The sequence below is a fragment of the Streptomyces sp. NPDC060027 genome (assembly GCF_042737005.1).
Classification (GTDB): Bacteria; Actinomycetota; Actinomycetes; order Streptomycetales; family Streptomycetaceae; genus Streptomyces.
In genome coordinates this window covers 30,531-52,391 of record NZ_JBHWVI010000039.1, presented here as the reverse complement: position 1 = coordinate 52,391, position 21,861 = coordinate 30,531, and the positions used below count along the sequence as shown (strand labels likewise).

Here is a 21,861-nt window from a genome sequence, read left to right as displayed (position 1 = left end):
GGTCCCGCTCACCGAGGTCGACGGCTTCGTGTGGCACTGCTACCTCCCAGGCGTCGGCCCCGGGCAGCGCTACGGCTACCGGGTGCACGGTCCCTGGGACCCGGCAGCCGGCCACCGGTGCAATCCGGCGAAACTGCTGCTCGACCCGTACGCCACGGCTGTCGACGGGCAGGCCGACAACGACCCCTCCCTCTTCGAGCACGACCCGGGCGGCCCTTCCCCGGCCGACAGTGCGGGGCACACCCCGCTCGGCGTGGTCACCGATCCGGCCTTCGACTGGGGTGACGACCGGCCGCCGCTGCGCCCCTACGCCGAGACGGTGATCTACGAGGCCCATGTGCGCGGTCTGACCCGTACGCACCCGGAGGTGCCGGCCGAACTCCGCGGCACCTACGCGGGCCTCGCCCACCCCGCGGTCCTCGGGCATCTGACCTCGCTCGGGGTGACGGCGGTCGAGCTGATGCCGGTGCACCAGTTCGTCCAGGACGGCTTCCTGCGCGACCGGGGCCTGTCGAACCACTGGGGCTACAACACGATCGGCTTCTTCGCGCCGCACAACGCGTACGCGGCCCACGGCACGCGGGGTGAGCAGGTCACCGAGTTCAAGTCGATGGTCAAGGCGCTGCACGCGGCCGGCCTCGAAGTGATCCTCGACGTCGTCTACAACCACACCGCCGAAGGCAACGAGAACGGCCCCACGCTCTCCTTCCGCGGTATCGACAACACCTCCTACTACCGCCTGGTGGAACGCGATCCGGCGCACTACTACGACACCACCGGCACCGGGAACAGCCTGCTGATGCGGCACCCCAACGTGCTCCAGCTGATCATGGACTCGCTGCGGTACTGGGTCACCGAGATGCATGTCGACGGGTTCCGCTTCGATCTCGCTGCCACCCTGGCACGCCAGTTCCACGAGGTGGACCGGCTCTCGGCGTTCTTCGACCTCATCCAGCAGGACCCGGTGGTCGGCCGCGTCAAACTCATCGCCGAACCCTGGGACGTGGGCGACGGCGGCTACCAGGTCGGCAACTTCCCGCCCCTGTGGTCGGAGTGGAACGGCAGGTACCGTGATTCCGTACGGGATTTCTGGCGCTCCGGCGATCACACCCTCGCCGAGTTCGCCTCCCGGCTGACCGGCTCGTCCGACCTCTACCAGCACGACCGCAGACGACCGCGCGCCAGCATCAACTTCGTCACCGCGCACGACGGATTCACCCTGCGCGACCTCGTCTCCTACAACGACAAGCACAACGAGGCCAACGGCGAGGACAACCGGGACGGCGACAGCGTCAACCGGTCCTGGAACTGCGGGGCGGAAGGCGCCACCGACGACGAGGGAGTGCTGGAACTGCGCGCCCGCCAGCAGCGCAACTTCCTCGCCACCTTGATGTTTTCCCAGGGCATCCCGATGCTCTCCCACGGCGACGAACTCGGCCGCACCCAGCGGGGCAACAACAACGCCTACTGCCAGGACAACGAAGTCTCCTGGATCGACTGGCGGTCGAGCGACGAGCAGCGTGAACTCCTGGAGTTCACCCGGCGCGCCATCGCGTTGCGCGCCGCCCATCCCGTACTGCGCCGCCGGCGCTTCTTCCTCGGCGACACCCCCACGCACGAACACCAGCCCCTGCCCGACCTGGTGTGGCTGCGCCCGGACGCCGTCGAGATGACGGACGACGACTGGAGGCGGCCCTGCGCCCACGCCGTCGCGGTCTTCCTCAACGGAGACGCGATCGCCGAGCCCGACCCGTACGGCGCCCCCGTGCTCGACGACTCGTTCCTCCTGCTGCTCAACAGCTACTGGGAGCCGGTCGTCTTCCGCCTCCCCGGCACGACGTACGGCGAGCGGTGGACGGCGCTGATCGACACGGCCGATCCCCAGGGCGTCCCGGACGAATCGGAACGCAAGGCCGATACGGACATCCGGGTCGAGCCGCGCAGCCTCGTCCTGCTGTCCCGGCCGCACCGAACAGGACCTGCCGGAAAGTGAGTTCACCGGCGCGGCACCCTCCAGGGCGCCGCGTGCCAGAATTGCGCCGTGGATCGGGGGATGCTCGAAAGAGATCTTGAGCTTGCCCGACTGGCCGCCGCGGCGCGCGAGGCGGCCGACGGCGCGGGATCCGTGGCGCTCGTCTTCGGTGAGGCCGGCATCGGCAAGTCCAGCCTGGTCAAGGCCCTGCCCAAAGTGCTGCCCGGTGAGGCGCGCGTCCTTCTCGGGGAGTGCGACGACCTCGCGACGCGACGCCCGCTCGGACCGTTCCGCGACCTCGTCGGCAGCGTCGGCGCGGAACTGGCCAGGGCGCTCACCGAGGGTGGTGACCGCCATCGGGTGTACGACGCACTGCGCGCCGAGCTGAGAACGGCGCCGCATCCCGTCGTACTCGTCGTCGAGGACGTGCACTGGGCCGACGAGGCGTCGTTGGACGCCCTGCGCTTCCTCGTCCGCCGGGTGGAGCGGCTCCCGGCGGTGCTCGTCCTGACGTACCGCGACGACGAGCTGGACCGCGAACACCCGCTGCGCCATCTGCTCGGCCAGGTGTCCCGGGCCGAGCGCGTGCACCGGCTGCCGCTCGAGAGGCTCTCCGCGGCGGCGGTCCACCGGCTGAGCGCGGCCAGCGAGCTGGATCCCGCCGAGGTGTACGACGTCACCTCGGGCAACCCGTTCTTCGTCGCCGAGGTGGTGGCCGCCGGGGGTACCGGAGGAGTGCCGCCGACGGTCGTCGACGCCGTGCTGGCCCGGCTCCGGGGACTGGACGACGACACGCGGGACGCGCTGGAGCAGCTGGCGGTGGTGCCGTCCGCCGTCGAACGCCCCTTGGCCGACGCGCTGTTGCCGGACGGGATGGCCGCGCTGGCGGCCGCCGAACAACGCGGCCTCCTCATTGTCACTCCCCAACGGGCCTATTTCCGGCACGAGTTGATACGCCGGGCGGTGGCCGACTCGCTGCCCGCCTCCCGGCGGATCGAGCTCAACCAGGAGGTGCTCGCCGCGCTCGTCGCCACGCCGGGCTCCGATGCCTCCCGGATCGTCCACCACGCGGCGGAGGCGGGCGACGCCGAGGCCGTCGCACGCTACGGTCCGGGTGCCGCCGATGACGCCTCCCGCGCGGGCGCCCACCGCGAGGCGGCCGCCCATCTGCGACTGGTACTGGAACGGAGCGATCTCTTCGGGCCGGCCGAACGGGCCGCTCTCCTGGAGCGGTACGCCATCGAGAGCTACACCGTCGCGGACTCCGCGGCCGCCCTGCGCGCCGAACGGGAGGCGGTCGCCCTGCGCAGGTCGCTCGGGGACGCCCGGGCGCTCGGCGCCGATCTGCGCTGGCTCTCGCGCATCCACTGGTGGGCCGGGGACGCCGGGGAGGCGCGTGCCGCCGCGCGGGAGGCCATCAGTGTCCTGGAGGACGCGGGTGACGACCGGCTCCTGGCCCTCGCCCTCAGCAACACCTCCCAGCTGCACATGCTGTCCGACCGGCACACACAGGCCGTCGCCTTCGGCGAGCGCGCCATCGAACTCGCCCGCCGGGCGGAGGACGTGGAGATCCTCGCCCACGCCCTCAACAACGTCGGCACCGCCCGCTGGCGGGCCGGAGACCCGTTGGGTCGGGCCCAGTTGGAGGAGAGCCTCAAGGTGGCCCTCGGGGCGGGCGAGGTCGAGCACGCCTGCCGCGCGTACGCCAACATCATCTGGTCCCTGCTGGAGAACCTCGACCACGCCGAGGCGGACCGCTTCCTCGCCCCGGCCATGGAACTGGCGGACCGCGCCGAACACCTCGGTTTCCTCAGCTACCTGAATGTCGAGCTGGCACTGCGCCGCTTCGCGGCCGGTTCATGGGAGGAGGCCGAGAAGTACGCCGAGCTGGGCGCGCACGACTTCGTGCCCGCCCGGTGCCCCGCGCTGACCGTGCTGGCCCGGGTGCGGGTGCGCCGCGGCACCGGCGGGGCGGACGAACTGCTGGCGCAGGCCGGGGAGATCGCCGAGCGCAGCGCGGAACTCCAGCGCACCGCGCCGGTGGCGGCGGCCCGGGCCGAGTCGGCCTGGCTGCGCGGCGAACCCGGCGCTGTCGTCGCGGCGGCGGGGCCGGTGTTCGAGGAGGCGTGCCGGCTGTCCGCGGTCACCTACCGCGCCGAACTGGGCTATTGGCTCACCAAGGCGGGGCAGTCCGTTCCCGCGGACTCGTCCGGCCATCCGTACGCGCTCCAGGCCGCGGGCGGCTCGCGGGCGGCGGCACTCGTCTGGAAGGTGCCCGTACGAGCATGCCGCCGCGCTCGCCGAGAGCCCCGACCCGGACGACAAGCTCGCGGCCCTCGCCGTGCTGGACGCCCTCGGTGCGGGGCCGCTCGCCCGGCTGGTCCGCGCGGAGCTGCGCGCGCTGGGGCTGCGCCGGATACCGCGCGGCCCGCTCGCGGTGACCCGGGAGAACCCCGCCGGCCTCACCGAACGGCAGGTCCAGGTCATCCGGCTGCTGGCACAGGGGCTGACCAACGGCGAGATCGCCGAACGGCTGGTCGTCTCGGTGCGCACGGTCGACCACCACGTCTCAGCAGTCCTGGACAAGCTGGGCGTACGCACCCGCCGGCAGGCCGCCGCCCGTGCCGGGGAGCTGGGCCTGCTGCCCGGCCGTCAGGCGTAGGTGGACACGTGGGCGGAAACCTAGGCAGTCCCGGTCGCCGAGCTGGGTGACAGACACGGATGTAGGCTGGTCCTGAATCGGGCTAGAACGGGCACTTCGGACCCATCGGCGGGGACCGGCCAAGGGCCCGGACACCGGAACCTGGAGCGGTCCTCAGATACGGGGATGCACATGTCCATCTCACCGGTACAAGCGGCACGTCAGGAACTGTCCGGGTTCAAGGGGCAGCTGATCGGCCCGGAGGACTCCGGGTACGACGAGGCCCGTACCGTCTACAACGCGATGATCGATCGGCGGCCCGCACTGGTGGCGCTCTGCACCGATCCGGAGGACGTCGCCCTGGTCGTCGGCTTCGCCCGCGACCACGGTCTCCCGCTCGCGGTGCGCGGAGGCGGCCACCACGGGGCCGGCCTGAGCATCTGCGACGACGGCGTGGTCCTCGACCTCTCCCTGCTCAAGGACATCGAGGTCGATCCGGCCGCCCGCACGGTACGCGTCGGCGGCGGCTGTCTCCTGGGCGAGGTCGACCGTGCCACCAACGAGCACGGCCTGGCCACACCGAGCGGCATCATCTCCACCACGGGGGTCGGCGGCATCACCCTCGGCGGCGGCCTCGGTCATCTCACCCGCAAGTGCGGACTGGCCATCGACAACCTGCTGGAGGCCGAACTGGTCCTGGCGAACGGTGGACGCGTACGGGCGAACGCCGACGAGAACACCGATCTCTACTGGGCGATCCGCGGTGGCGGCGGCAACTTCGGTGTCGTCACCTCGTTCCTGTTCCGGTTGCACGAGGTGAGCACGGTCGTCGCGGGGCCCACCTTCTGGCCCGTCGAACTCGGCGCCGAAGTGCTGGCCGCCTACCGCGACTTCATTCTGCACGCGCCTCGCGAGCTGGGCGGCTTCTTCCTCTTCGGCTCGGTCCCGCCGGGACCTCCGTTCCCGGAGGAGATCCACCTGCAGAAGGTCTGCGGTGTGGTGTGGTGCCGCATCGGCGACGACACCGACGCGGCGGCCCGGGACATGGCACCGCTGCTCGACGCCCTGCCCGCACCCCTGCTGCACGGCCCCGCGCCGATGCCGCTCCCAGCGATCCAGTCCGCGTTCGACGGCGTCTACCCGCCCGGAGACCAGTGGTACTGGCGGGCGGACTTCGTCGACGAGATCCCCGGCGAGGCCGTCGAACTGCACGCCAAGTTCGGTGCCGAACTGCCGACCTGGAAGTCGACGATGCACATGTATCCCATCGACGGCGCCGTCCACGACCTCGCGCCGACGGACACCGCCTGGAGTTATCGCGACTCCAACTGGGCCTCCGTCTTCGCGGGTGTGGACCCCGACCCGGCCAACGCGGACGTCGTCAAGCGGTGGAGCATCGACTACAACGACGCGCTCCACCCGTACTCCGCGGGCGGCGCGTACGTCAACATGATGATGGACGAGGGTCAGGAGAGCGTCCGGGCCAGCTATCGCGACAACTACGCGCGCCTGGCGCGGGTGAAGGCCGACCGTGACCCGGCCAACCTGTTCCGCCTCAACCAGAACATCGAGCCGGCGGCATCCGACTGAGGGGCCGGGCGGGTCCGTTCACGGCTTGCGGGCCACGCCTCCGTGGACGTCCGTGGGCTCGGGCGACGTACCGGGCTCCGGACGCCACAGCGGGCAGGACACGATGCCGGGCTCGACCGGTTCGAGGCCCTCGTAGTACGCGCCGATCTGGTCGGGGCTGCGCAGCACGTACGGGATCGCGCCCGTGTCGTCGTAGCCCTGCTGGGCCTCCTTGAGCGCCGCGTCGGTGTCCGTGCTGTCGTAGTGCACGAAGTAGCTGCCCGAGGGCAGGGCCTCCTGGAGTCTCCGGACGATCGACTTGGCCTCCTCGTAGTCCTGGATGTGACCGAGGATGCCCATCAGCATCAGGGCCACGGGCCGCGAGAAGTCGAGAATCCGGGACGCCGCCTCGATGATCTTCTCGGGCTCGTGCAGATCCGCGTCGATGTAGTCGGTGACGCCCTCGGGCGTGCTCGTCAGCAGCGCCTGGGCGTGGCGCAGCACCAGCGGGTCGTTGTCCACGTAGACGATGCGGGACTCGGGTGCCACGCGCTGGGCGACCTGGTGGGTGTTGTCGTACGTGGGCAGACCGGTGCCGATGTCGAGGAACTGGCGGATGCCGAGGTCGCCGGCCACGAAGGTGACGGTACGGATCAGGTAGTCGCGCGAGGCGCGGGCCATGGTCTCGATGTTCGGGGCGACTTCGCGGTACGCGTCACCGGCCACCCGGTCCACCTCGTAGTTGTCCTTCCCGCCCATCCAGTAGTTCCAGATGCGAGCCGAGTGCGGCACCGTGGTGTCGATCTTGGACAACGCGTCCGGGTCGGGGGTGGGTCGGCCGTCTGCCATAAGAGTTCTCCCTGCCGTGCGTCACGCGGTCGGATCTCTAACCTATCGTCAACATACGTACACATAAGCCGAGTTGATGAATCGCAGGGGCCGGAGTCGGGAAGGGGCGGTCCGGTTCCGCGGTGTCGAGGGTGATGACGGGGACGTGCTGGGCCAGGGTGCGCAACACCCGTTCGTAGGCGCCGACCGCCTCGGTGTCGTCCGTCTCGCCCGTCACATGGACCAGCGCGCCCTCGCGTTCGGCCACCGCCTCCGCGAAGTCGAGCGCCTGGATCCAGGTCACCCGGGACCGCCCGCGGCGCAGCGGCCCGTAGACCAGCTCGTGGACGAGCCCGCCGTCGACGACCAGCCGGCCCGGCGCGGACAGGAGTTCGCGGTACGGCTGGGTGGGATCGACATGGTGAAGGGGCTCGTAGGAGCGGCGGATCATGAACTGATGACGGGTCAGCTCGGCGAGCAGAGCGCTTCTGTCGAGACCGTCGGGGCCCTCCACGACGAGGGTCCGGCACCGCGTGAGGGCCGGGTGGAGGATCATGCCCGTACCCCCTCCCTCCGGGACGACCGGCCTGCCCAGTGTGGGGGGACAACCCGCACGGCGGGAGTGTGCGTGCGGGTTGTCCGGTTGTTGGGGCGTAGTGGCGCCCGCGCGGGAGTCGCGGCGCCTCCTGCGCTCAGGCGATCAGGAAGTCCGCCTGTCCGGATTTGGCGCCATCGATGAACGCGATCATCTCCTCGCGGGAGTAGATCAGCGCGGGCCCCTCGGGGTCTCGTGACTGGCGGAGGGCGACGCTCCCGTCGGGAAGCCGTTTGGCCTCGACGCAACTTCCGCCATTGGTGCCGCTCCAGGGCTTGTGCCAGCCCTCGGTTCCCAGATCGACCGCGGACGTGCGGCTGTGCACGGATCCCATGGATCACAACTCCTTACGCAGTTCACCCAGGATGGCCCTGGTCCGAGCGACCGGCTCCGCCTGCACGGACATCCGGTCCAGTACTTCGAGATAGCTGACGACGTCGTCGGGCCGGTCGACGTAGACCGCGCCGACCAGGCTCTCCGTGTAGACGACGTCGGGGAGTTCGGAGAAGCCGAAGCGGAAGTGGTGGAACGGGCCGAACGCGCCCGGATGGGCGCCCACGCCGAAGCGCATGATCTGGATCCGGACCTTCGGCATGTCCAGGACCTCGTTCAGCCGGTCGAACTGCGCCCGCATCACCGCGGGTCCGCCCACCGGCCGGCGCAGCACCGTCTCGTCCAGGATCGCCCAGACGGCCGGGGCCTCCGATTTGGCGAGCAGGTCCTGGCGCTTCATCCGCAGGGCGACGCGGCGGGCGACGTCGTCCTGTGACTCGTTGGGAAAGCCGACGTGCATCAGCGCGGTGGCGTAGTCGTGGGTCTGCAACAGGCCCGGAACGTAGTGGGGTTCGTAGAGGCGGATGACGCTGGCTTCGCTCTCCAGACTCACGTAGGCGCTGAACCACTCCGGCAGGACATCGCGGTACTTGTACCACCAGCCCGGCTGATTGGCCTCCCTGGCCAGGGCGAGGAAGTCGTCGACCTCCGTCGCCGGGACGCCGTAGGCGCGGAGCAACTCCCTGACGTACGGGATGCGGAGGCCGACCTCGGCCTTCTCGATCCTGCGGACCGTCAGAGGCGTGACCTCGATGGCGCGTGCCGCCTCCTCGAAGGACACTCCCGCCCGTTCCCGCAGCTGCCTCAGCCGCTTCCCGAGGACCATCCGCAGGACGGTCGGCGCGCTGCCGCCAGAGCGGTTCTCGCTCACGTCCTACCTCCCGGTAACGGCCGTCACAGCCTGCAGTGTGCCACGCGGTGGATGACAGTGACAGAGCGTCGGGGTGCGTTCTGAAATTATCAGAACGCAGGTTGCACGGGGAGCGCGCGAGCGACCATAGTGATCGAGTGACCTGTCGCACATCCGGCGACGATCATGCTCAACTGTGCTCTTGCGTACCGGAGTTGATGTCTCGGCAGGTATGAGTCAGGGCGCAGCCGCACGATGATGTGAGGCGATTCGGGGATGGCCACCGTGACCGACGGGCAAGCGAGGAACGCCGGCAAAACCCCCGGCGGGGGCAATCGGGTCCTGGCGGCCGTGCTCAGGGAAGCCGGTTGCTCCTACGCCTCCCTCGCGCTGCGGGTCAATGAGCTGGGGCGCCGCCAGGGCGCGGATTCCCACTACGACAAGGCGTCGGTCACCCGCTGGCTCCAGGGCCAGCAACCGCGGGGCGGCACACCGGAGTTGATCGCCACCGTGCTGTCCGAACGGCTCGGCCGCGCGGTGTCTCCCGCGGACCTCGGTTTCCACTCCGAACACCAGCGCCCGGTCACGAGCAGGGCGCTCGTCTACGGCGAGGATGTGGCGGAGACCCTTCACACCCTGGCGGAACTGGGCTCCACCGACATCTCCCGCCGCAGCCTCCTCGGCGCGGTCCCCTTCGTCGCGGCGGCCCTGACGAACCCTCAACGCGAGTGGCTGCTCTGGCTGTTGGAGCATCAGGACGCGGTGTCCTCGGCCCTGGCCGTGAGCGGCGGCCCGGTCGAGCAGGTGCACGCGATGATCGCCGTGTTCGACCAGATGGACAACCACTACGGAGGCGGCGGAGTCCGCACCAGCATCGTGCACTACCTGTCCACCGAGGTCGTCCCCATGCTCCAGCAGCGCGGCACACCGCCCCGGCAGCGCCGCCAGCTCTTCGCGGCCTCCGCGCGCCTCGCCGCGATGGCCGGCTGGAGTTCGTACGACGCGGGGGAGTACGGCCTCGCCCAGCGCTACATGACACAGGGGCTACGGCTCTGCGCCGAGGGCCGTGACCGGGTGCTGGGCGGCCAGATCCTCGCGGGGCTCTCCCACCTCGCCACCAACCTCGGGCGTCCCGACGAGGGCGTGGCCCTGGCGCGCGCCGGAATTGTCACCGCGCAGGGGGCGGGCAGTCCCCTCGGGCTGATGCGGCTGTACGCCATGTCGGCGCGCGGACATGCCGCGCAGGGCCGGCCCGACGACGCCTCCGAGGCGCTGCGGCTGGCGGAGCGGCAACTGGAGGCGAGCAAGGGGGCCGCGCAGGAGTCGGTGTGGGTCCGCTATCTCGACCACCACTACCTCCAGGCCGAGTCCGCCCTGTGCTTCCGCGACCTGGGGCTCGCCCGTCAGTCCGAGCGCACGGCGAGCGAGTCGCTCGGCTCGGGCGCCGACCGGCGCAGGCGCCAGGCCATCAGCCGCTCCGTGCTGGCGACCGCGCACCTCCAGCAGGACCGCCTGGACGAGGCGGTCGGCACCGCGACGCTCGCTCTCGAAACCCTCGGTGCCGTCCACAGCGAACGCTCCATCCAGGCCCTGCGCGATTTCCGCAGGCGCCTCGAACCCCGCCGCGGCGAGCCGGTCGTGCAGGAGTTCGAGCGCCGGTCCCGCGGTGTCCTCGGGGCGGCGGCATGAGGGGCGGGGGAGTCGCCGACGGGGCGGGCGCCGTGTCATGACCGGGAGCGGCGCCGCCGATCCGCCGCGGGTCTCAGTACCCGTCGGGGGAAGGGGCGTTCTGGGCCCGGTCTACCGGGAGGTGCGCGCCGGAGATCCCGCTCGACCAGTCCGACAGCAGGAACGCCACGACCCGGGCGACCTCCTGCGGCGCGACCGGCGCACCGCCCGGCAGCTCCGCGGCCACGAAGCGGGCGAAGGCCTCGGGTTCCTCCCGGCGCATCCGGTCCCAGCGCCTGCCGGGGATCAGCATGGAACCGGGAGAGACGGCGTTCACGCGGATCCCGTCCGGCCCGAGCTCGCGGGCCAGCGACGCGGCCAGCTGGATCTGCGCGGACTTCGCGACCGAGTACTGCGCGGGCGGGCCCGGCTTCCAGCCGGAGATCGAGGAGATCACCACGACGGAGCCGCCGCCCGCCGCCCGCAGATGCGGGACCGCGGCCCGGACCAGCCGCGCCGCGTGAGCGACGTTCACGGCCCAGGTGGCCGCCCAGTCCTCCGTGGTGGCCTGCTCGAAGCCGCCTCCGCGGGAACCGCCCGTGCAGGCGACCACGCCGTCCAGGCCGCCGAAACGATCCGTCGTGTCCGTGACAAATTCTTCCAGCCGTCCGGGCGCGGTGACATCGAGCGGCCGGGTGAACAGATCGGGGCTCGTCGCGGCGGCCAGCGTTTCCAGATCCCGCGCGGTCCGGGCACAGGTGGCCACCCGCACGCCCTCGGCGCACAGCAGCCGCACGATCTGCTCGCCGAGTCCGCGCGTACCGCCGGTGACCAGCACGCGTTTTCCGCGCAGCCCGGGCCAGCCGATGTCACCGTCAAGGGGTGCCGTCGCCGGGCCCCCGCTCCCGTTCCTCACAAGATCGAACATACATCCCACACCACTACGTGCTTGCAACCGGACAACCCGAATACCCCCTGGCCGCCCAGGCAGTCCGACCTGTTGGCTGCACGGGCAGCCACCGAGACAGCCTCCCCCGCGCTGCACCCGAAGGAGGACCGATGACGGCATCCAGGGCACAGCGCCGCGGGCCGTGGCCCTCACCGGACCCCGAGATCCCCGCGTCGCGGCACGACACGCGGGCGGCGGAGCAGGCGGTGCGCACGGCGGGCGACCCCGCGGGCCGCGCCCGTCCCACCGAAGCGGACGACACCTCGGCACCGGCACCGGCCGAGCTCCCCGCCTCTCCGGCGACGTCTCGGCCGTCACCGGCCCCCGGCCCTCCCGTGGGTTCCACGCCGTCCGGGGCCTTGGGCCGTCCCCTGGGTTCCGCCTCGTCCGAAGCCCCTGTCCTTCCGGCAGTTGCCGTACCGCCCCCGGCCCCCGGCCCTGCCGCAGGTTCCGTATCGCACGCGGCCCCCGCCCTGCCCCTGGATCCCACGCCCTCCGCCACCACCGTGCCCCGGGCCACCCCTGCGATCCCGGGACCCGGGACCCACCTCGCGCGCACCACCGTCCCGGCCCACCCGTCGCGGGCGTCCGGAGTACGGGACATGGTCGCCGAGCACCTCGGACGCCTGCGGCTGCCGTCCGAGTGCGTCGACAACGCGGTTCTCGCGACCGACGAGCTCTTCGTCAACGCCCTCGAGCACGGCAGCCCGGACCGCGGCGACACCGTCACCGTCACCGTCGAGTGCGGCCCGCGCGAGCTGCGCGTGTCCGTCGCCGACCGTTCGTCCGCCCTGCCCGGAGCGCGTACGGCGGACGGGGCCGAGGAGTCGGGACGCGGACTGGCGATCGTCGCAGCGCTGACCGACGACTGGGGCGTCGCTCCGGCCGACCCGGGCAGCACGGGCAAGAAGGTGTGGTTCTCGATCGTGCTCCAGGGGGAGCCATGAAGGTCTCCCCGGGGCACCTGGCCAGGGAGGCCGAGGCACACCCCGGGGGCCGGGGTGCCGCGCCGATGGTCCCGGGACTCGCGACGGCCCTCGCGGCGGAGCTCGTCCGCCGGGCCGACCGGGAGCGGAGCCTGATGCGACAGGTGCGCGACCATCCCGCCGGGCCATGGCGGGACATTCTCGCCGCGTGCCGCGCGGGCAACGCCGAAGCCCTCGGGACGATCGTCCGGCGGCACGGCTGGCCGACCGTCGACCGGGTCGGCGCACCCGCCTCGACGGCGGCCCTGATGATCCTGCTGCACGTGCCCGACCTCGCCCTGCAGCTCAGCTGCCGTGACCTGATCGCCCAGGCCGCGGCCGACGGGCGCTGCCCCGCCCTGCACCACGCCTACATCGCCGACCACTGCGCCGTGGAACTGGGCGTGCCGCAGTTCTACGGCACCCGCGTCGATCCCGTCACCCTGTGCCCGTACCCCGTCCGCCGGCCGGGGACCGTCGACGAGCGCCGTCGTGATGTCGGCCTGGGCCCCCTGGACGAACAGCTGCGGCTCCTGCGCGACGACGCCTGACACGTCTGGGGAACGTGATGTACAGCACGCGCGGAAATGCCCCTTACGGGCCCGCGGAAAGGTTCTGGCTGGGCACGGCTTGATCGCCGATCAAGAAAGGGGAAATCCCTGGCCACGGCACGTTCGGCGCATTTGACACTTCGTTGAGGGCACAGATAGGAACAACTCTCTGAAGTGGAGAGGTGAACTGTGCGCGAGCCGAACGTGGTCGGGGACTGGCAGGAGTACGACGAGCAGGCCGGCCTGCGTGTCCGCGTCCATGGTGTGGAAAAGGCGGAGCCCCCGCGGGGGCGCGACGACGCCGCCGACGAACTCACCTACTTCAGATTTCGGGTGACCGTCGAGAACCGCGCCACCGAGCATTTCGGCATCCACCTCGAAGACGGTCAGATCGATATCCGCGTCGGCACCGACGGTGAGAGCGCCTTCCTCGACTGGCGGAACTCGCAGTTCATCGAGGGCTTCGACATCTACCCCCTGCGCCGGGCCACGGCGGTCCTCTTCGCCGCGGGCCCCGACGCCGTCCTGCAGCGGATGGACATCCAGATCCAGCTGAAGGTCGACGACGAGTGGACCGAGCGCTACCTCTGGGCGGGCGGCGTCGAGAACGACGCGGCCGCCGAGGCCGGCACGCGCCCCGACCCCGCCAGGGACAGCCTCGCCTGCCAGGTGAGCAACTTCCTCAGGCGCGAGGCGGAGTCCTGAGTCCGCGGGCCTGAGCGCCGCCGGGCACGAGGTCGGGCGGTACCCGCCTGTCCTTACCCCCTGAACCGCCCGAAGGGCGGCGGGGCGGGCGAACGGTGCTTTTCGCCTCCGCGGGCTAAGGTCGGCAGGTGAGTCGAACCGAAGCGCGCTCCGAGGGAGCGGGTCCGTTCACGACCCGCCTGACCTGGCGCCTCATGGACGGGCGAACCGCGGTCTGGGAATCGCGCCTGGCCCGCAAGCGCGGCCTCCTCACGGTGCGCGCCCCGGGTGAACCGGAGCCCCGCTCCCGGCGGGCCGACACCGTGTCGATCGGCCGGCTGCGCAGACTGAACGCCATCGCCGCGGCCGCGTTCACGGTCGGCGGGTTCCTCTTCGCCCTCGGGGCCGGGGTCGCCCAGTTCGGCTCCAGCGGCGCGACGGGAGCCTGGATCTACTTCGCGGGCGGCCTGTTCTTCAACACCGGGGGCTACGCCTCCCTGCTCCAGGCGGTCAACGCTCCGCGCCGGGACAGCGAGTCCGGCTCACTGGCCGGTCGGCGCTGGAGATGGTGGAGCTACGAGCCCGGCCGGATCGACTGGCTCAGTACCTTCGTGCTGTTCGTGGGAACGCTCGTGTTCGGCGTCAATCTGCTGGACTCACTCCTCCAGGGGCTCTCGGCCCAGCAGGTGAACCGCCTGGTCTGGGCACCCGACCTGGTCGGATGCGTCCTGTTCCTGGTCTCCGGACACCTCGCGATCGTCGAGGTCTGCCACGGCCGGCCGCGGGTGCTCGCCCACGACCTCGGCTGGTGGATCGTCGCGGTCAACCAGTTCGGATCCGTGCTCTTCCTCGTCTCGGCGCTGGCCGCCTTCACGCGCCCCGAGACCGGCAGCCTCGTGAACGTCGACATCGCCAACTGGGGCACCCTCGTGGGGGCGCTGTGCTTCTCGGCCGGAGGCGTGATCCAGTTCTTCGAACGCCCCTGAGGGGTGCCGTGCGACGCGATGGCGGGCGTTCTAGCGTTCGCCGGCCGGGTTGCCCTCGACCCACTGGATGAGCAGCTGCCGTACGTACGGATTGCCCTCCTGGGCGGCGTGCGCCAGTCGCTCGGCGCTCGCCCGTGCCGCCCGCCAGCCCGCCGGTGTGTCCTCGGCGTGGGCGCGGTCCGCGGCGGACAGGGCGTCGGCCGCGAGGAGGCGCAGTTCCTCGGAGAGATCGTCCTGCGCGGCGGACCGGTACGCCTCCAGGCGCAGGGCCGACAGGTCCGCGGCCGAGGGGGTGGGCTCGGTGGGCGGCTGCGCGTAGCCGCTCACCGCGATGACCACGCAGAAGGTGGCGACGTCCCGGCGGCTCTCCGACTGGCCCTTGGCGATGGCGGGCGCGAGCCATCTGGGTGCCCGCCAGTGCGAGACCGCCGTGGCCAGGGTCAGGGCAACGGCCAGCAGCACGAAGGGAATCCAGCCACCGAGGAACCAGCCGATCGGCCCGAGCACCAGGAAACAGACGGCACTGCTCATCCATATGCGACGGCGGCCGATTCTCAGGTGTCGTGGATCCATGCGCCTCAGTGTCTCAGGGGCGTCCGGGACACGAGGAGGCGGCGGGCGATTCGCGCGGGCCCGTCGCCTTTCGGCCCGCCGCCCGACACCGGAATGTCCGCCTCGGGCCGTACCGAAAGCGGCATGTCCCGCGAAACCGTGTGCCACCGGCTCAACCCCGTCCCAGCGTGCGTCTTTTGGCCATGCCCCGGGGGCCGTGGGCCGGGAGGTGCGTGTGGGTGCCATGGGGTGGCCGGACAGCGGGCGTGTCCCACGGTCCGTCACAAGGAGGGGCCCGGAGACGCCCCAGGGGCCCGCCCGGAGCGGCGGCGACGGGCACGCGCGGTGACGGTCGCGGGCGGACCCGAGCCCTCGCGGTGACGGCCGTGGGCGCGGAGAACGGTGGTGGAAGGGTCTCGTGGGCGTGGTGGCAGGTGTAACGGCGTACGTCGAATGGCCGGAGATGGCCCTGTCGGCCGCGACCGCCCGTACGTACGCTTTCGTCACTCCCGGCCTTCACGGCTCCTTCACAACCGGGAGCGGGCTGCGCATGGGCATTTGTCATGTGCATGTCTTAATGAGCCGAGCTTGATCCAACGCACTGGTCTGCGACGGTTCCCCGTCCGTCCGGGAACCGCACCCCCCAATTCACGGCGGCGCCTTCGGGCTGCCGCCGGAACACCAACGCAACGGATTGGAGCACCATGGCTGGTGGGCTGCTTCTGGGTGGCGCGATCGCCGCCCTGTTCGCCACAGCGCTTCCCCTGTCGGACCCGTCCTCCGGGTTCGTCGACCCGCCCCCGGACAAGATCGTCATCAAGGTCGCCACGGTGAACGGCTCCGGCTGTCCCCAGGGAACCGCCGCGGTCGCCGTTTCCCCGGACAACACCGCCTTCACGGTGACCTACAGCCAGTACCTCGCCCAGGTCGGAGGCAACTCCGACCCCACCGCGTTCCGCAAGAACTGCCAGCTCAACCTGATCGTCCACGTCCCGCAGGGCTTCACGTACGCCGTCGCCAGCGCGGACTACCGCGGCTTCGCCTCGCTCCAGCAGGGGGCCAGCAGCACGGAGAAGGCCTCGTACTACTTCCAGGGCTCCTCGAACACGGCCGCCATCACCCACCCCTTCCGTGGCCCGTACGACGACAACTGGCAGGCCACGGACACCACGGACTGGGCCCAACTGGTCTGGGCCCCCTGCGGTGTCCAGCGCAACTTCAACATCAACACCGAACTCCGCGTCAGCGCGGGAACGTCGGCGCCCGGCAGCACGAGCTTCATGACCATGGACTCGACGGACGGTGACATCAGCACCGTCTACCACCTGGCCTGGAAGGAGTGCCCCTCCTCCTGACCACCGCTCCACGCGCAGATCCTCGGCCGGCTCCGCCGCATCGGAGCCGGCCGAGCCTGCCGTGTCGGCAGAGCCTGCCGTGTCGGCCGTGTCGGCCGTGTCGGCCGTGTCGGCCGTGTCGGCCGTGTCGTCCCGCGGGCAGGCGCCTAGGGCAGCAGCTTGTCGACCGCCGCGGAGCCTTCCTCCTGGAGCTTGCGCTCGGCCCAGGCGAGGTTCTGCGGAGTGACGTCGCGGCCCGCGGCGAGCACCAGGTCCTCGGCCGTCACCGGGCCTTCGGTCCCGGTGTGCAGCAGCGAGTCGGGGGTCGCCCTGTCGTCGGAGGGCGTGGACGCGTCGGGCTGGCTGGTTGGCATGGTTTCTCCCTGTTCCACCGGATCTGTTCTCACGCTACGGGCATTCCGCACACCCCGCGCGACGCACCCTTGCCGGGCTCGGCCCACGGGCCGCCGCGGCGCGCGAACCCCCGTTCGGCTGTCCCGGGATGTCGACAACCGCTCGCTGAGGTGATGGTGGAGGAACTCGCACCCCTGCGAATGAACGGAGCCTGGAATGCGTATTCGTCTGATGGCCGCCGCCGGACTTGCCAGTGTGGCCCTGCTGGCCACCGCCGGGACCGCCGCCGCCGACGACCCCAACCCGGTGGGCGTCGCGGTGGGCAGTCCCGGAGTCCTGTCCGGCAATGTCATCCAGATCCCCATCGACCTCGACCTGAACGTGTGCGGCAACACGGTCAACGTGGTGGGTCTGCTGAACCCGGCGATCGGAAACGTCTGCGTGAACGACTGACGCTCGTGGTCCGCCGGGCGGGGGTCCCTCCGCCCGGCGGCCCCGCGTCCGGGCCCGACGGCTCACTCGTCCTCCCGGGTGGGCCGCCGGGCCCGCACGCGTCAGGGGGCGGGTGATCCGGTCGGAGGGGATGTACGGCGCGTGAGGTGTCCGCACCGCGCGAGGGGTGGGAGGAGACACGGGGCCGGGGCGGCCACGCCTGGGGCGAGGCCGACGGCTCGGCGCCGAGCGAGGTGCCGGCGAGGGCGGGCGACGGGCGACGGGTGACGGGGCGGCGAGGTAATGGGGAGCGGGCTGGCGGGCGAACCGCCGTGAGCGGGTGGGTGGATCCTCCGTGCCGTGGGGCCGGTTGACGTCTGGCGGACGGGGAGCCGATGCCCGGCGTCCTCGATTGGTCTGTACATGACCATCGGTGGCGGGCCAGACTGTGCGCCGACCAGACACCCCCCATCGAGGAGCAGTCCCCATGCGCATGCCCGCTCGGCAACGTTGTCACGCGGTCCTGGCCGGTCTCGTCACACTCACCACCGCCGCCGTCCTGTCCGTGGCCACCGGTACGCCGGCCTCGGCCGCCGACACCTGGAACGAGGTGGGCTCGGACCGTGCCGACCCGCTGACCGAGAGCCAGGGCCTGACCTCCGTCGAGGTCCCGGCCGGCAGCCCCAACCACTACACGGGCATCGGCACGATCCCCACCGGCGTGAGCAGCCGGGGCTGGAACCACATCGGCGACCCGGACGCCTCCTACAACGGCTACTACATCGAGCCTTACCAGAGTGACTCCGGCGGCTCGAAGATGTTCCGGGTGCAGGCGCCGGGCGGTGCCTGGTCGGAGTACGTCCACGCGCTGAGCGCCGGAGAGGCGCTGAACAACTCCTTCGTCACCGTCACGCCGAACGGTTCGTGGATGGTGTCCGGTGAGTACGGCACGATGAACCGGCTCCTGGTGTTCCCGACCCCCGGCGTGAACCCGGCCACCTCGCCCGCCGCCAACCTCCCGCAGGCGTCCACCATCAACCTCGATCACGCCGTACGCGACGTACAGGGCTGCGACTTCGTCACGGCGACCCGGCTGCTGTGCTCCTCCGACGACCCCGCCGGCACGCTCTTCGGCATGACCAAGCCGCTGCTCCAGATCGACCTGTCCGGCGAGCCGAACAGTTCGGACGTCTCGGGCCATGTCACCGCGCTGCGTCAACTGCCGCTCCGCAGCTCCTGCTCGGGCACGTTCGAGGCGGAGGGAATCGACTACGACCGGCGCACCGGCACCCTGCGCGTGATCGTCGTGTCACCGGGCTTCTGCGTGCTGACCGACAGCAAGACCTATCGCTTCACCAGGAGTTGAGAACACACTTCCAGTGTGTGCCCGGGCGCGTACCCCGCCGGTGGCTCCGGAGCGACGGGTGGCGTACGCGCCCGCGGACGACAGGGCTATGGTCAGAGGCAGATTCAGAGTGATGGGGGGTGGCCGGCTGTGGTGGAGGACGAAGCCGTGATCGGCTGCACGGGGGAACTGCTCATCGGCACCCGGGGATCCGCCGGTCCCGGCGAGATCCTGGTGCGTGTGAGAGGCGGATCCGAGACCTTCCTCGCCTGGTCTCGGGAGCCCCTGCCGACGGGGGCGACCGTGCTGGTGATCGAGTCCCGGGGATGTCGTGAGGTCGACGTCATCGAGTGGGCCGATCCGTTGGACGCGCTGGACGGCGACGCCGTCGGCGCAGGCTGAGGAGGAGAAGTATGTTCGGTTATCGCGTTCCCGCTCCCGATGAGGCGATGTTGATCTCGGGTGGCAGGCGGGGATTGGGGGGCGCGCCGTTCCGGGTGGTGACGGGGCACGGCAAGTTCGTGCTGCCGATCTTTCGTAAGACCCGCTTCCTGACGCTGTCCATGTGCGAGTCCGAGGTCACCGAGACCTGTGTCACCAGACAGGGCATCTCGCTGCACGTCCGCGCCGTGATCGCGTTCAAGGTCGGCAACGACACCGAGAGCATCATCAACGCGGGGCAGCGGTTCCTGTCCGACCAGGACCAGATGTCGATCCTGACGGGCCGGATCTTCGCGGGCCATCTGCGCTCCATCATCGGTTCGATGACGGTCGAGGAGATCGTCACCGAACGGCAGAAGCTCGCCGCCGAGGTCCTCGACACCTCGAAGACGGAGATGGCGAAGATCGGTCTGATCGTCGACTCGCTGCAGATCCAGTCGATCGACGACGGCGACACCGGCTACATCGACGCGATGTCCGCGCCGCACAAGGCGGCCATCCAGCGTCAGGCCCAGATCGCCCAGGCGCAGGCCACGCAGGCCTCCGTCGAGGCCGAGCAGGTCGCGGCGCGCAACCAGGCCGAGTACGCCCGGCAGACGGCGATCGTGAAGGCGCAGTACTCGGCCGAGGTGGACCGGGCGCAGGCGCAGGCCGCCCAGGCCGGCCCGCTCGCCCAGGCCCACGCCCAGCAGGAGGTCCTCGCCGCGCAGACCGAACTCGCGGAGCGCGCGGCCCAGTTGCGCCAGCAGCAACTGGTCGCCGAGATCGTCCGGCCGGCCGAGGCGGAGGCCGAGCGGATCAAGGTGCTCGCCATCGCGGACGCCGAGCGCATGAAGATCCAGGCCGAGGCGGCGGCGTCGCACGACCGGGTCGCGCTCGACCGGATGCTGATCGACCAGCTCCCCCTCATCGTCAAGGAGGCGGCGGGCGGCCTCGCGGGTGCGAACGTCAACGTCCTCAACGGCGCCGACGGACTCGGTGAGATAGCGGCCGGCCTGGTCGCCCAGGGCCTGACCATCCTCGACTCGGTCCGCCAGAACCTGGGCGGCCAGAACTCCAAGGGCCGCGCCGAGAAGCCGAACGGCCCGCTCGAGCTCCAGGGGTACACCCGTACGCCGGTCGACGGGGACGAGCCGGAGAGCGGCTCGCCATCGGCGAACTGAGCCGAGATCCGCGGTCCGTCGCGTCCGCCGTCCCTCCGGGGCGGCGGACGCCGTCGTTCGCGCACGGCACTGGCGCGGCGGGACCCCCGATCGGATCAATCGGCTCCGATGTCGCTCAAGTCCCATACACTCTGCGGAAGTTGATCGTTTGACGTGGTCGCCTCAGGAGGAGCGCATGCCCCGGACACCCTCGCGACGTACCGCACTGCAGGGCCTCGCCGTCGCCGGCGCCGCGGTCGTCGGGTTCGATCCCTTCACCCGGAGCTGGGCGGCCACCGCCACCGACCGGCCGCTCGCGGGACTCCCGCCGCTGGACGGGAGCGTGCACACCGACGACGCCTCGCGCGCGGCGGCCGCCGACGACTTCGGCCACATCGTCCACCGGCGTCCCGTCGCGGTACTGCGCCCGGGCTCGGTCAGTGACATCGTCGCCATGGTCCGCTTCTGCAACCGGCACGGCATCTCCGTCGCCCCCCGCGGCCAGGGCCATGCCACGCAGGGACAGGCACAGGTCGACGGCGGCCTGATCATCGAGACCACGCCGCTCGCGTCCATCGGCCCGGTCGGGCCGCGGAGCACCACGGTCACCGTCGGCGCGGGCGCCAGGTGGAGCGAGGTCGCCCGGGCCACCCTGGCGCACGGACTCACCCCGCCCACCTTCACCGACTATCTCGAACTCTCCGTCGGCGGAACCCTGTCGGTCGGCGGCATCGGCGGCCAGACCCACCAGCGGGGCGCCCAGGTCGACAACGTGCGGGAACTCCAGGTCGTCACCGGCGCGGGCGACCTCGTCCGCTGCTCCCCGACCAGCCACCGCGACCTGTTCCTCGCCGTGCTCGCCGGACTCGGCCAGTGCGCGATCATCGTCGGCGCCACCCTGCGCCTGGTCCCCGCGCCCGAGACCGTACGCCACTACCTCCTTCCGTACGCCGACCTGCGCACCTTCCTCGAGGACCAGCGCCTGCTCGTCGAGGAGGGCCGTTTCGACTACGTCGAGGGCCAGGTGAACCCCGACGCCCAGGGGGCCTTCCGCGGCTACGTCATCGAAGCCGTCGCCTACGGGCCGCCCGCCGGTCCCGCCCCCGACGACACGGCACTGCTCCGCGGACTGCGGCACGACCCCGCGGGCGTGCAGACGAGCGACCTCGGCTACTACGACTTCCTCGACCGGCTCGCGGCCGGAGTCGCCGCGCTCAAGGAAGCGGGTCTTTGGGCCTTCGCCCACCCCTGGCTGAACCTGCTGCTGCCGGGCCGTTCGGCGGCGGCACTGGCCGAGTCCCTGCTGGAGGACCTCACCCCGGCGGACCTCGGGCCCGGCGTCGTCCTCCTGTACCCGGTGCTGCGCGAGAACCTGCACACCCCGCTGCTGCGCACCCCCGACGATCCGGTGTCGTACCTGCTGGCCGTCCTGCGCACGACCCCGCCCGACGACACCGCGACCGTCGACCGTCTTCTCGCCGCCAACCGCGCCGCCTACGACACCGTCCACGCGGCCGGCGGCACCCACTACCCGGTCGGCTCGGTCCCCTTCGGAGCGGCCGACTGGCGCGAGCACTTCGGCCCCGCCTGGCGACGGCTCGCCACGGCCCGGCACACCTACGACCCGCGAGGAATCCTGGTCCCGGGGCAGGGCATCTTCTGACGACGCC

At 71.3% G+C, this 21,861-nt stretch carries 21 protein-coding genes and 1 pseudogene; 15 read left to right on the top strand and 7 right to left on the bottom strand.

Translation table 11 applies throughout. The features are described 5' to 3' along the window. The 4 genes and pseudogenes from glgX to ACFWBT_RS13200 all read left to right on the top strand — a co-directional run. The coding region (gene glgX, locus ACFWBT_RS13215) for a glycogen debranching protein GlgX (RefSeq protein WP_385699032.1) at positions 1–1,993 on the top strand (1,993 nt) is incomplete at its 5' end. A 60-nt stretch (positions 1,994–2,053) separates the two neighbouring features. After that, positions 2,054–2,425: pseudogene (locus ACFWBT_RS13210) on the top strand (ATP-binding protein); the annotation flags it as partial. Between the two features lie 1,888 nt (positions 2,426–4,313). Next, positions 4,314–4,634: a helix-turn-helix transcriptional regulator gene (locus ACFWBT_RS13205; RefSeq protein WP_385699043.1), complete on the top strand. Its 321-nt coding sequence runs from the start codon at positions 4,314–4,316 to the stop codon at positions 4,632–4,634. Positions 4,635–4,805: 171 nt separating this feature from the next. Beyond that, the gene (locus ACFWBT_RS13200; RefSeq protein WP_385699029.1) at positions 4,806–6,203 is read left to right on the top strand and encodes an FAD-binding oxidoreductase; all 1,398 of its coding nucleotides are present in this window, start codon (positions 4,806–4,808) and stop codon (positions 6,201–6,203) included. 18 nt (positions 6,204–6,221) lie between these two features. Here ACFWBT_RS13200 and ACFWBT_RS13195 read toward each other — a convergent pair whose 3' ends face one another. The 4 genes from ACFWBT_RS13195 to ACFWBT_RS13180 all read right to left on the bottom strand — a co-directional run bounded on the left by ACFWBT_RS13195 (position 6,222) and on the right by ACFWBT_RS13180 (position 8,809). Further along, the gene (locus tag ACFWBT_RS13195; protein WP_385699027.1) at positions 6,222–7,031 is read right to left on the bottom strand and encodes an SAM-dependent methyltransferase; all 810 of its coding nucleotides are present in this window, start codon (positions 7,029–7,031) and stop codon (positions 6,222–6,224) included. Positions 7,032–7,068: 37 nt separating this feature from the next. Beyond that, the gene (locus ACFWBT_RS13190) at positions 7,069–7,566 is read right to left on the bottom strand and encodes a hypothetical protein (protein ID WP_385699025.1); all 498 of its coding nucleotides are present in this window, start codon (positions 7,564–7,566) and stop codon (positions 7,069–7,071) included. Positions 7,567–7,702: 136 nt separating this feature from the next. Further along, positions 7,703–7,939: a DUF397 domain-containing protein gene (locus tag ACFWBT_RS13185; RefSeq protein WP_385699022.1), complete on the bottom strand. Its 237-nt coding sequence runs from the start codon at positions 7,937–7,939 to the stop codon at positions 7,703–7,705. Positions 7,940–7,942: 3 nt separating this feature from the next. Next, positions 7,943–8,809, bottom strand: coding sequence for a helix-turn-helix domain-containing protein (locus ACFWBT_RS13180; protein WP_385699020.1), 867 nt, complete (start codon positions 8,807–8,809; stop codon positions 7,943–7,945). Between the two features lie 255 nt (positions 8,810–9,064). Here ACFWBT_RS13180 and ACFWBT_RS13175 point away from each other — a divergent pair, with 255 nt between their 5' ends. Beyond that, entirely contained in the window at positions 9,065–10,477 is a 1,413-nt protein-coding gene (locus ACFWBT_RS13175) for a hypothetical protein (RefSeq protein ID WP_385699018.1), read from the top strand. A 73-nt stretch (positions 10,478–10,550) separates the two neighbouring features. On the opposite strand, the gene ACFWBT_RS13170 is transcribed toward ACFWBT_RS13175, so the two are convergent. Then, positions 10,551–11,372: an SDR family NAD(P)-dependent oxidoreductase gene (locus tag ACFWBT_RS13170; protein ID WP_385699016.1), complete on the bottom strand. Its 822-nt coding sequence runs from the start codon at positions 11,370–11,372 to the stop codon at positions 10,551–10,553. Between the two features lie 539 nt (positions 11,373–11,911). Between ACFWBT_RS13170 and ACFWBT_RS13165 the strand changes: the two genes are divergently transcribed. From ACFWBT_RS13165 to ACFWBT_RS13150, 4 genes are all read left to right on the top strand, one after another. Then, positions 11,912–12,352: an ATP-binding protein gene (locus ACFWBT_RS13165; protein ID WP_385699040.1), complete on the top strand. Its 441-nt coding sequence runs from the start codon at positions 11,912–11,914 to the stop codon at positions 12,350–12,352. Beyond that, complete coding sequence (locus ACFWBT_RS13160) at positions 12,349–12,921, top strand: DUF6624 domain-containing protein (RefSeq protein ID WP_385699014.1); 573 nt, start codon at positions 12,349–12,351, stop codon at positions 12,919–12,921. The genes ACFWBT_RS13165 and ACFWBT_RS13160 overlap by 4 nt, the downstream gene beginning before the upstream one ends. Positions 12,922–13,110: 189 nt before the next feature. Continuing rightward, positions 13,111–13,626, top strand: coding sequence for a hypothetical protein (locus ACFWBT_RS13155; protein WP_385699011.1), 516 nt, complete (start codon positions 13,111–13,113; stop codon positions 13,624–13,626). Between the two features lie 128 nt (positions 13,627–13,754). Beyond that, positions 13,755–14,591: a hypothetical protein gene (locus ACFWBT_RS13150; RefSeq protein ID WP_385699008.1), complete on the top strand. Its 837-nt coding sequence runs from the start codon at positions 13,755–13,757 to the stop codon at positions 14,589–14,591. Positions 14,592–14,621: 30 nt separating this feature from the next. On the opposite strand, the gene ACFWBT_RS13145 is transcribed toward ACFWBT_RS13150, so the two are convergent. After that, positions 14,622–15,164, bottom strand: a complete 543-nt coding sequence (locus ACFWBT_RS13145) for a hypothetical protein (RefSeq protein ID WP_385699005.1) — start codon at positions 15,162–15,164, stop codon at positions 14,622–14,624. Between the two features lie 683 nt (positions 15,165–15,847). On the opposite strand from ACFWBT_RS13145, the gene ACFWBT_RS13140 reads away from it, so the two are divergent. Continuing rightward, a complete protein-coding gene (locus tag ACFWBT_RS13140; protein ID WP_385699003.1) occupies positions 15,848–16,498 on the top strand; it encodes a DUF4360 domain-containing protein in 651 nt (216 codons plus the stop codon). A 146-nt stretch (positions 16,499–16,644) separates the two neighbouring features. Here the strand turns inward: ACFWBT_RS13140 and ACFWBT_RS13135 are convergent, their stop codons facing one another. Beyond that, entirely contained in the window at positions 16,645–16,851 is a 207-nt protein-coding gene (locus tag ACFWBT_RS13135; protein ID WP_261705507.1) for a hypothetical protein, read from the bottom strand. Between the two features lie 196 nt (positions 16,852–17,047). Here ACFWBT_RS13135 and ACFWBT_RS13130 point away from each other — a divergent pair, with 196 nt between their 5' ends. The 5 genes from ACFWBT_RS13130 (at position 17,048) to ACFWBT_RS13110 (ending at position 21,854) form a co-directional block, all read left to right on the top strand. Then, entirely contained in the window at positions 17,048–17,284 is a 237-nt protein-coding gene (locus ACFWBT_RS13130; RefSeq protein ID WP_385699000.1) for a chaplin, read from the top strand. Between the two features lie 466 nt (positions 17,285–17,750). Continuing rightward, complete coding sequence (locus ACFWBT_RS13125; RefSeq protein WP_385698998.1) at positions 17,751–18,629, top strand: hypothetical protein; 879 nt, start codon at positions 17,751–17,753, stop codon at positions 18,627–18,629. A 129-nt stretch (positions 18,630–18,758) separates the two neighbouring features. After that, complete coding sequence (locus ACFWBT_RS13120) at positions 18,759–19,010, top strand: hypothetical protein (protein WP_266755082.1); 252 nt, start codon at positions 18,759–18,761, stop codon at positions 19,008–19,010. An 11-nt stretch (positions 19,011–19,021) separates the two neighbouring features. Further along, positions 19,022–20,212: an SPFH domain-containing protein gene (locus ACFWBT_RS13115; protein ID WP_385698995.1), complete on the top strand. Its 1,191-nt coding sequence runs from the start codon at positions 19,022–19,024 to the stop codon at positions 20,210–20,212. A 175-nt stretch (positions 20,213–20,387) separates the two neighbouring features. Continuing rightward, positions 20,388–21,854, top strand: a complete 1,467-nt coding sequence (locus ACFWBT_RS13110; RefSeq protein WP_385698992.1) for an FAD-binding protein — start codon at positions 20,388–20,390, stop codon at positions 21,852–21,854. The last annotated feature ends 7 nt before the right edge of the window (positions 21,855–21,861 follow it).

Coding starts and splice junctions, on each gene's coding strand:
- ACFWBT_RS13160 (WP_385699014.1), top strand. CDS start 12,349: ATGAAGGTCTCCCCGGGGCACCTGGCCAGGGAGGCCGAGGCACACCCC.
- ACFWBT_RS13135 (WP_261705507.1), bottom strand. CDS start 16,851: ATGCCAACCAGCCAGCCCGACGCGTCCACGCCCTCCGACGACAGGGCG.
- ACFWBT_RS13140 (WP_385699003.1), top strand. CDS start 15,848: ATGGCTGGTGGGCTGCTTCTGGGTGGCGCGATCGCCGCCCTGTTCGCC.
- ACFWBT_RS13190 (WP_385699025.1), bottom strand. CDS start 7,566: ATGATCCTCCACCCGGCCCTCACGCGGTGCCGGACCCTCGTCGTGGAG.
- ACFWBT_RS13200 (WP_385699029.1), top strand. CDS start 4,806: ATGTCCATCTCACCGGTACAAGCGGCACGTCAGGAACTGTCCGGGTTC.
- ACFWBT_RS13145 (WP_385699005.1), bottom strand. CDS start 15,164: ATGGATCCACGACACCTGAGAATCGGCCGCCGTCGCATATGGATGAGC.
- ACFWBT_RS13110 (WP_385698992.1), top strand. CDS start 20,388: ATGCCCCGGACACCCTCGCGACGTACCGCACTGCAGGGCCTCGCCGTC.
- ACFWBT_RS13115 (WP_385698995.1), top strand. CDS start 19,022: ATGTTCGGTTATCGCGTTCCCGCTCCCGATGAGGCGATGTTGATCTCG.
- ACFWBT_RS13185 (WP_385699022.1), bottom strand. CDS start 7,939: ATGGGATCCGTGCACAGCCGCACGTCCGCGGTCGATCTGGGAACCGAG.
- ACFWBT_RS13175 (WP_385699018.1), top strand. CDS start 9,065: ATGGCCACCGTGACCGACGGGCAAGCGAGGAACGCCGGCAAAACCCCC.
- ACFWBT_RS13130 (WP_385699000.1), top strand. CDS start 17,048: ATGCGTATTCGTCTGATGGCCGCCGCCGGACTTGCCAGTGTGGCCCTG.
- ACFWBT_RS13195 (WP_385699027.1), bottom strand. CDS start 7,031: ATGGCAGACGGCCGACCCACCCCCGACCCGGACGCGTTGTCCAAGATC.
- ACFWBT_RS13125 (WP_385698998.1), top strand. CDS start 17,751: ATGCGCATGCCCGCTCGGCAACGTTGTCACGCGGTCCTGGCCGGTCTC.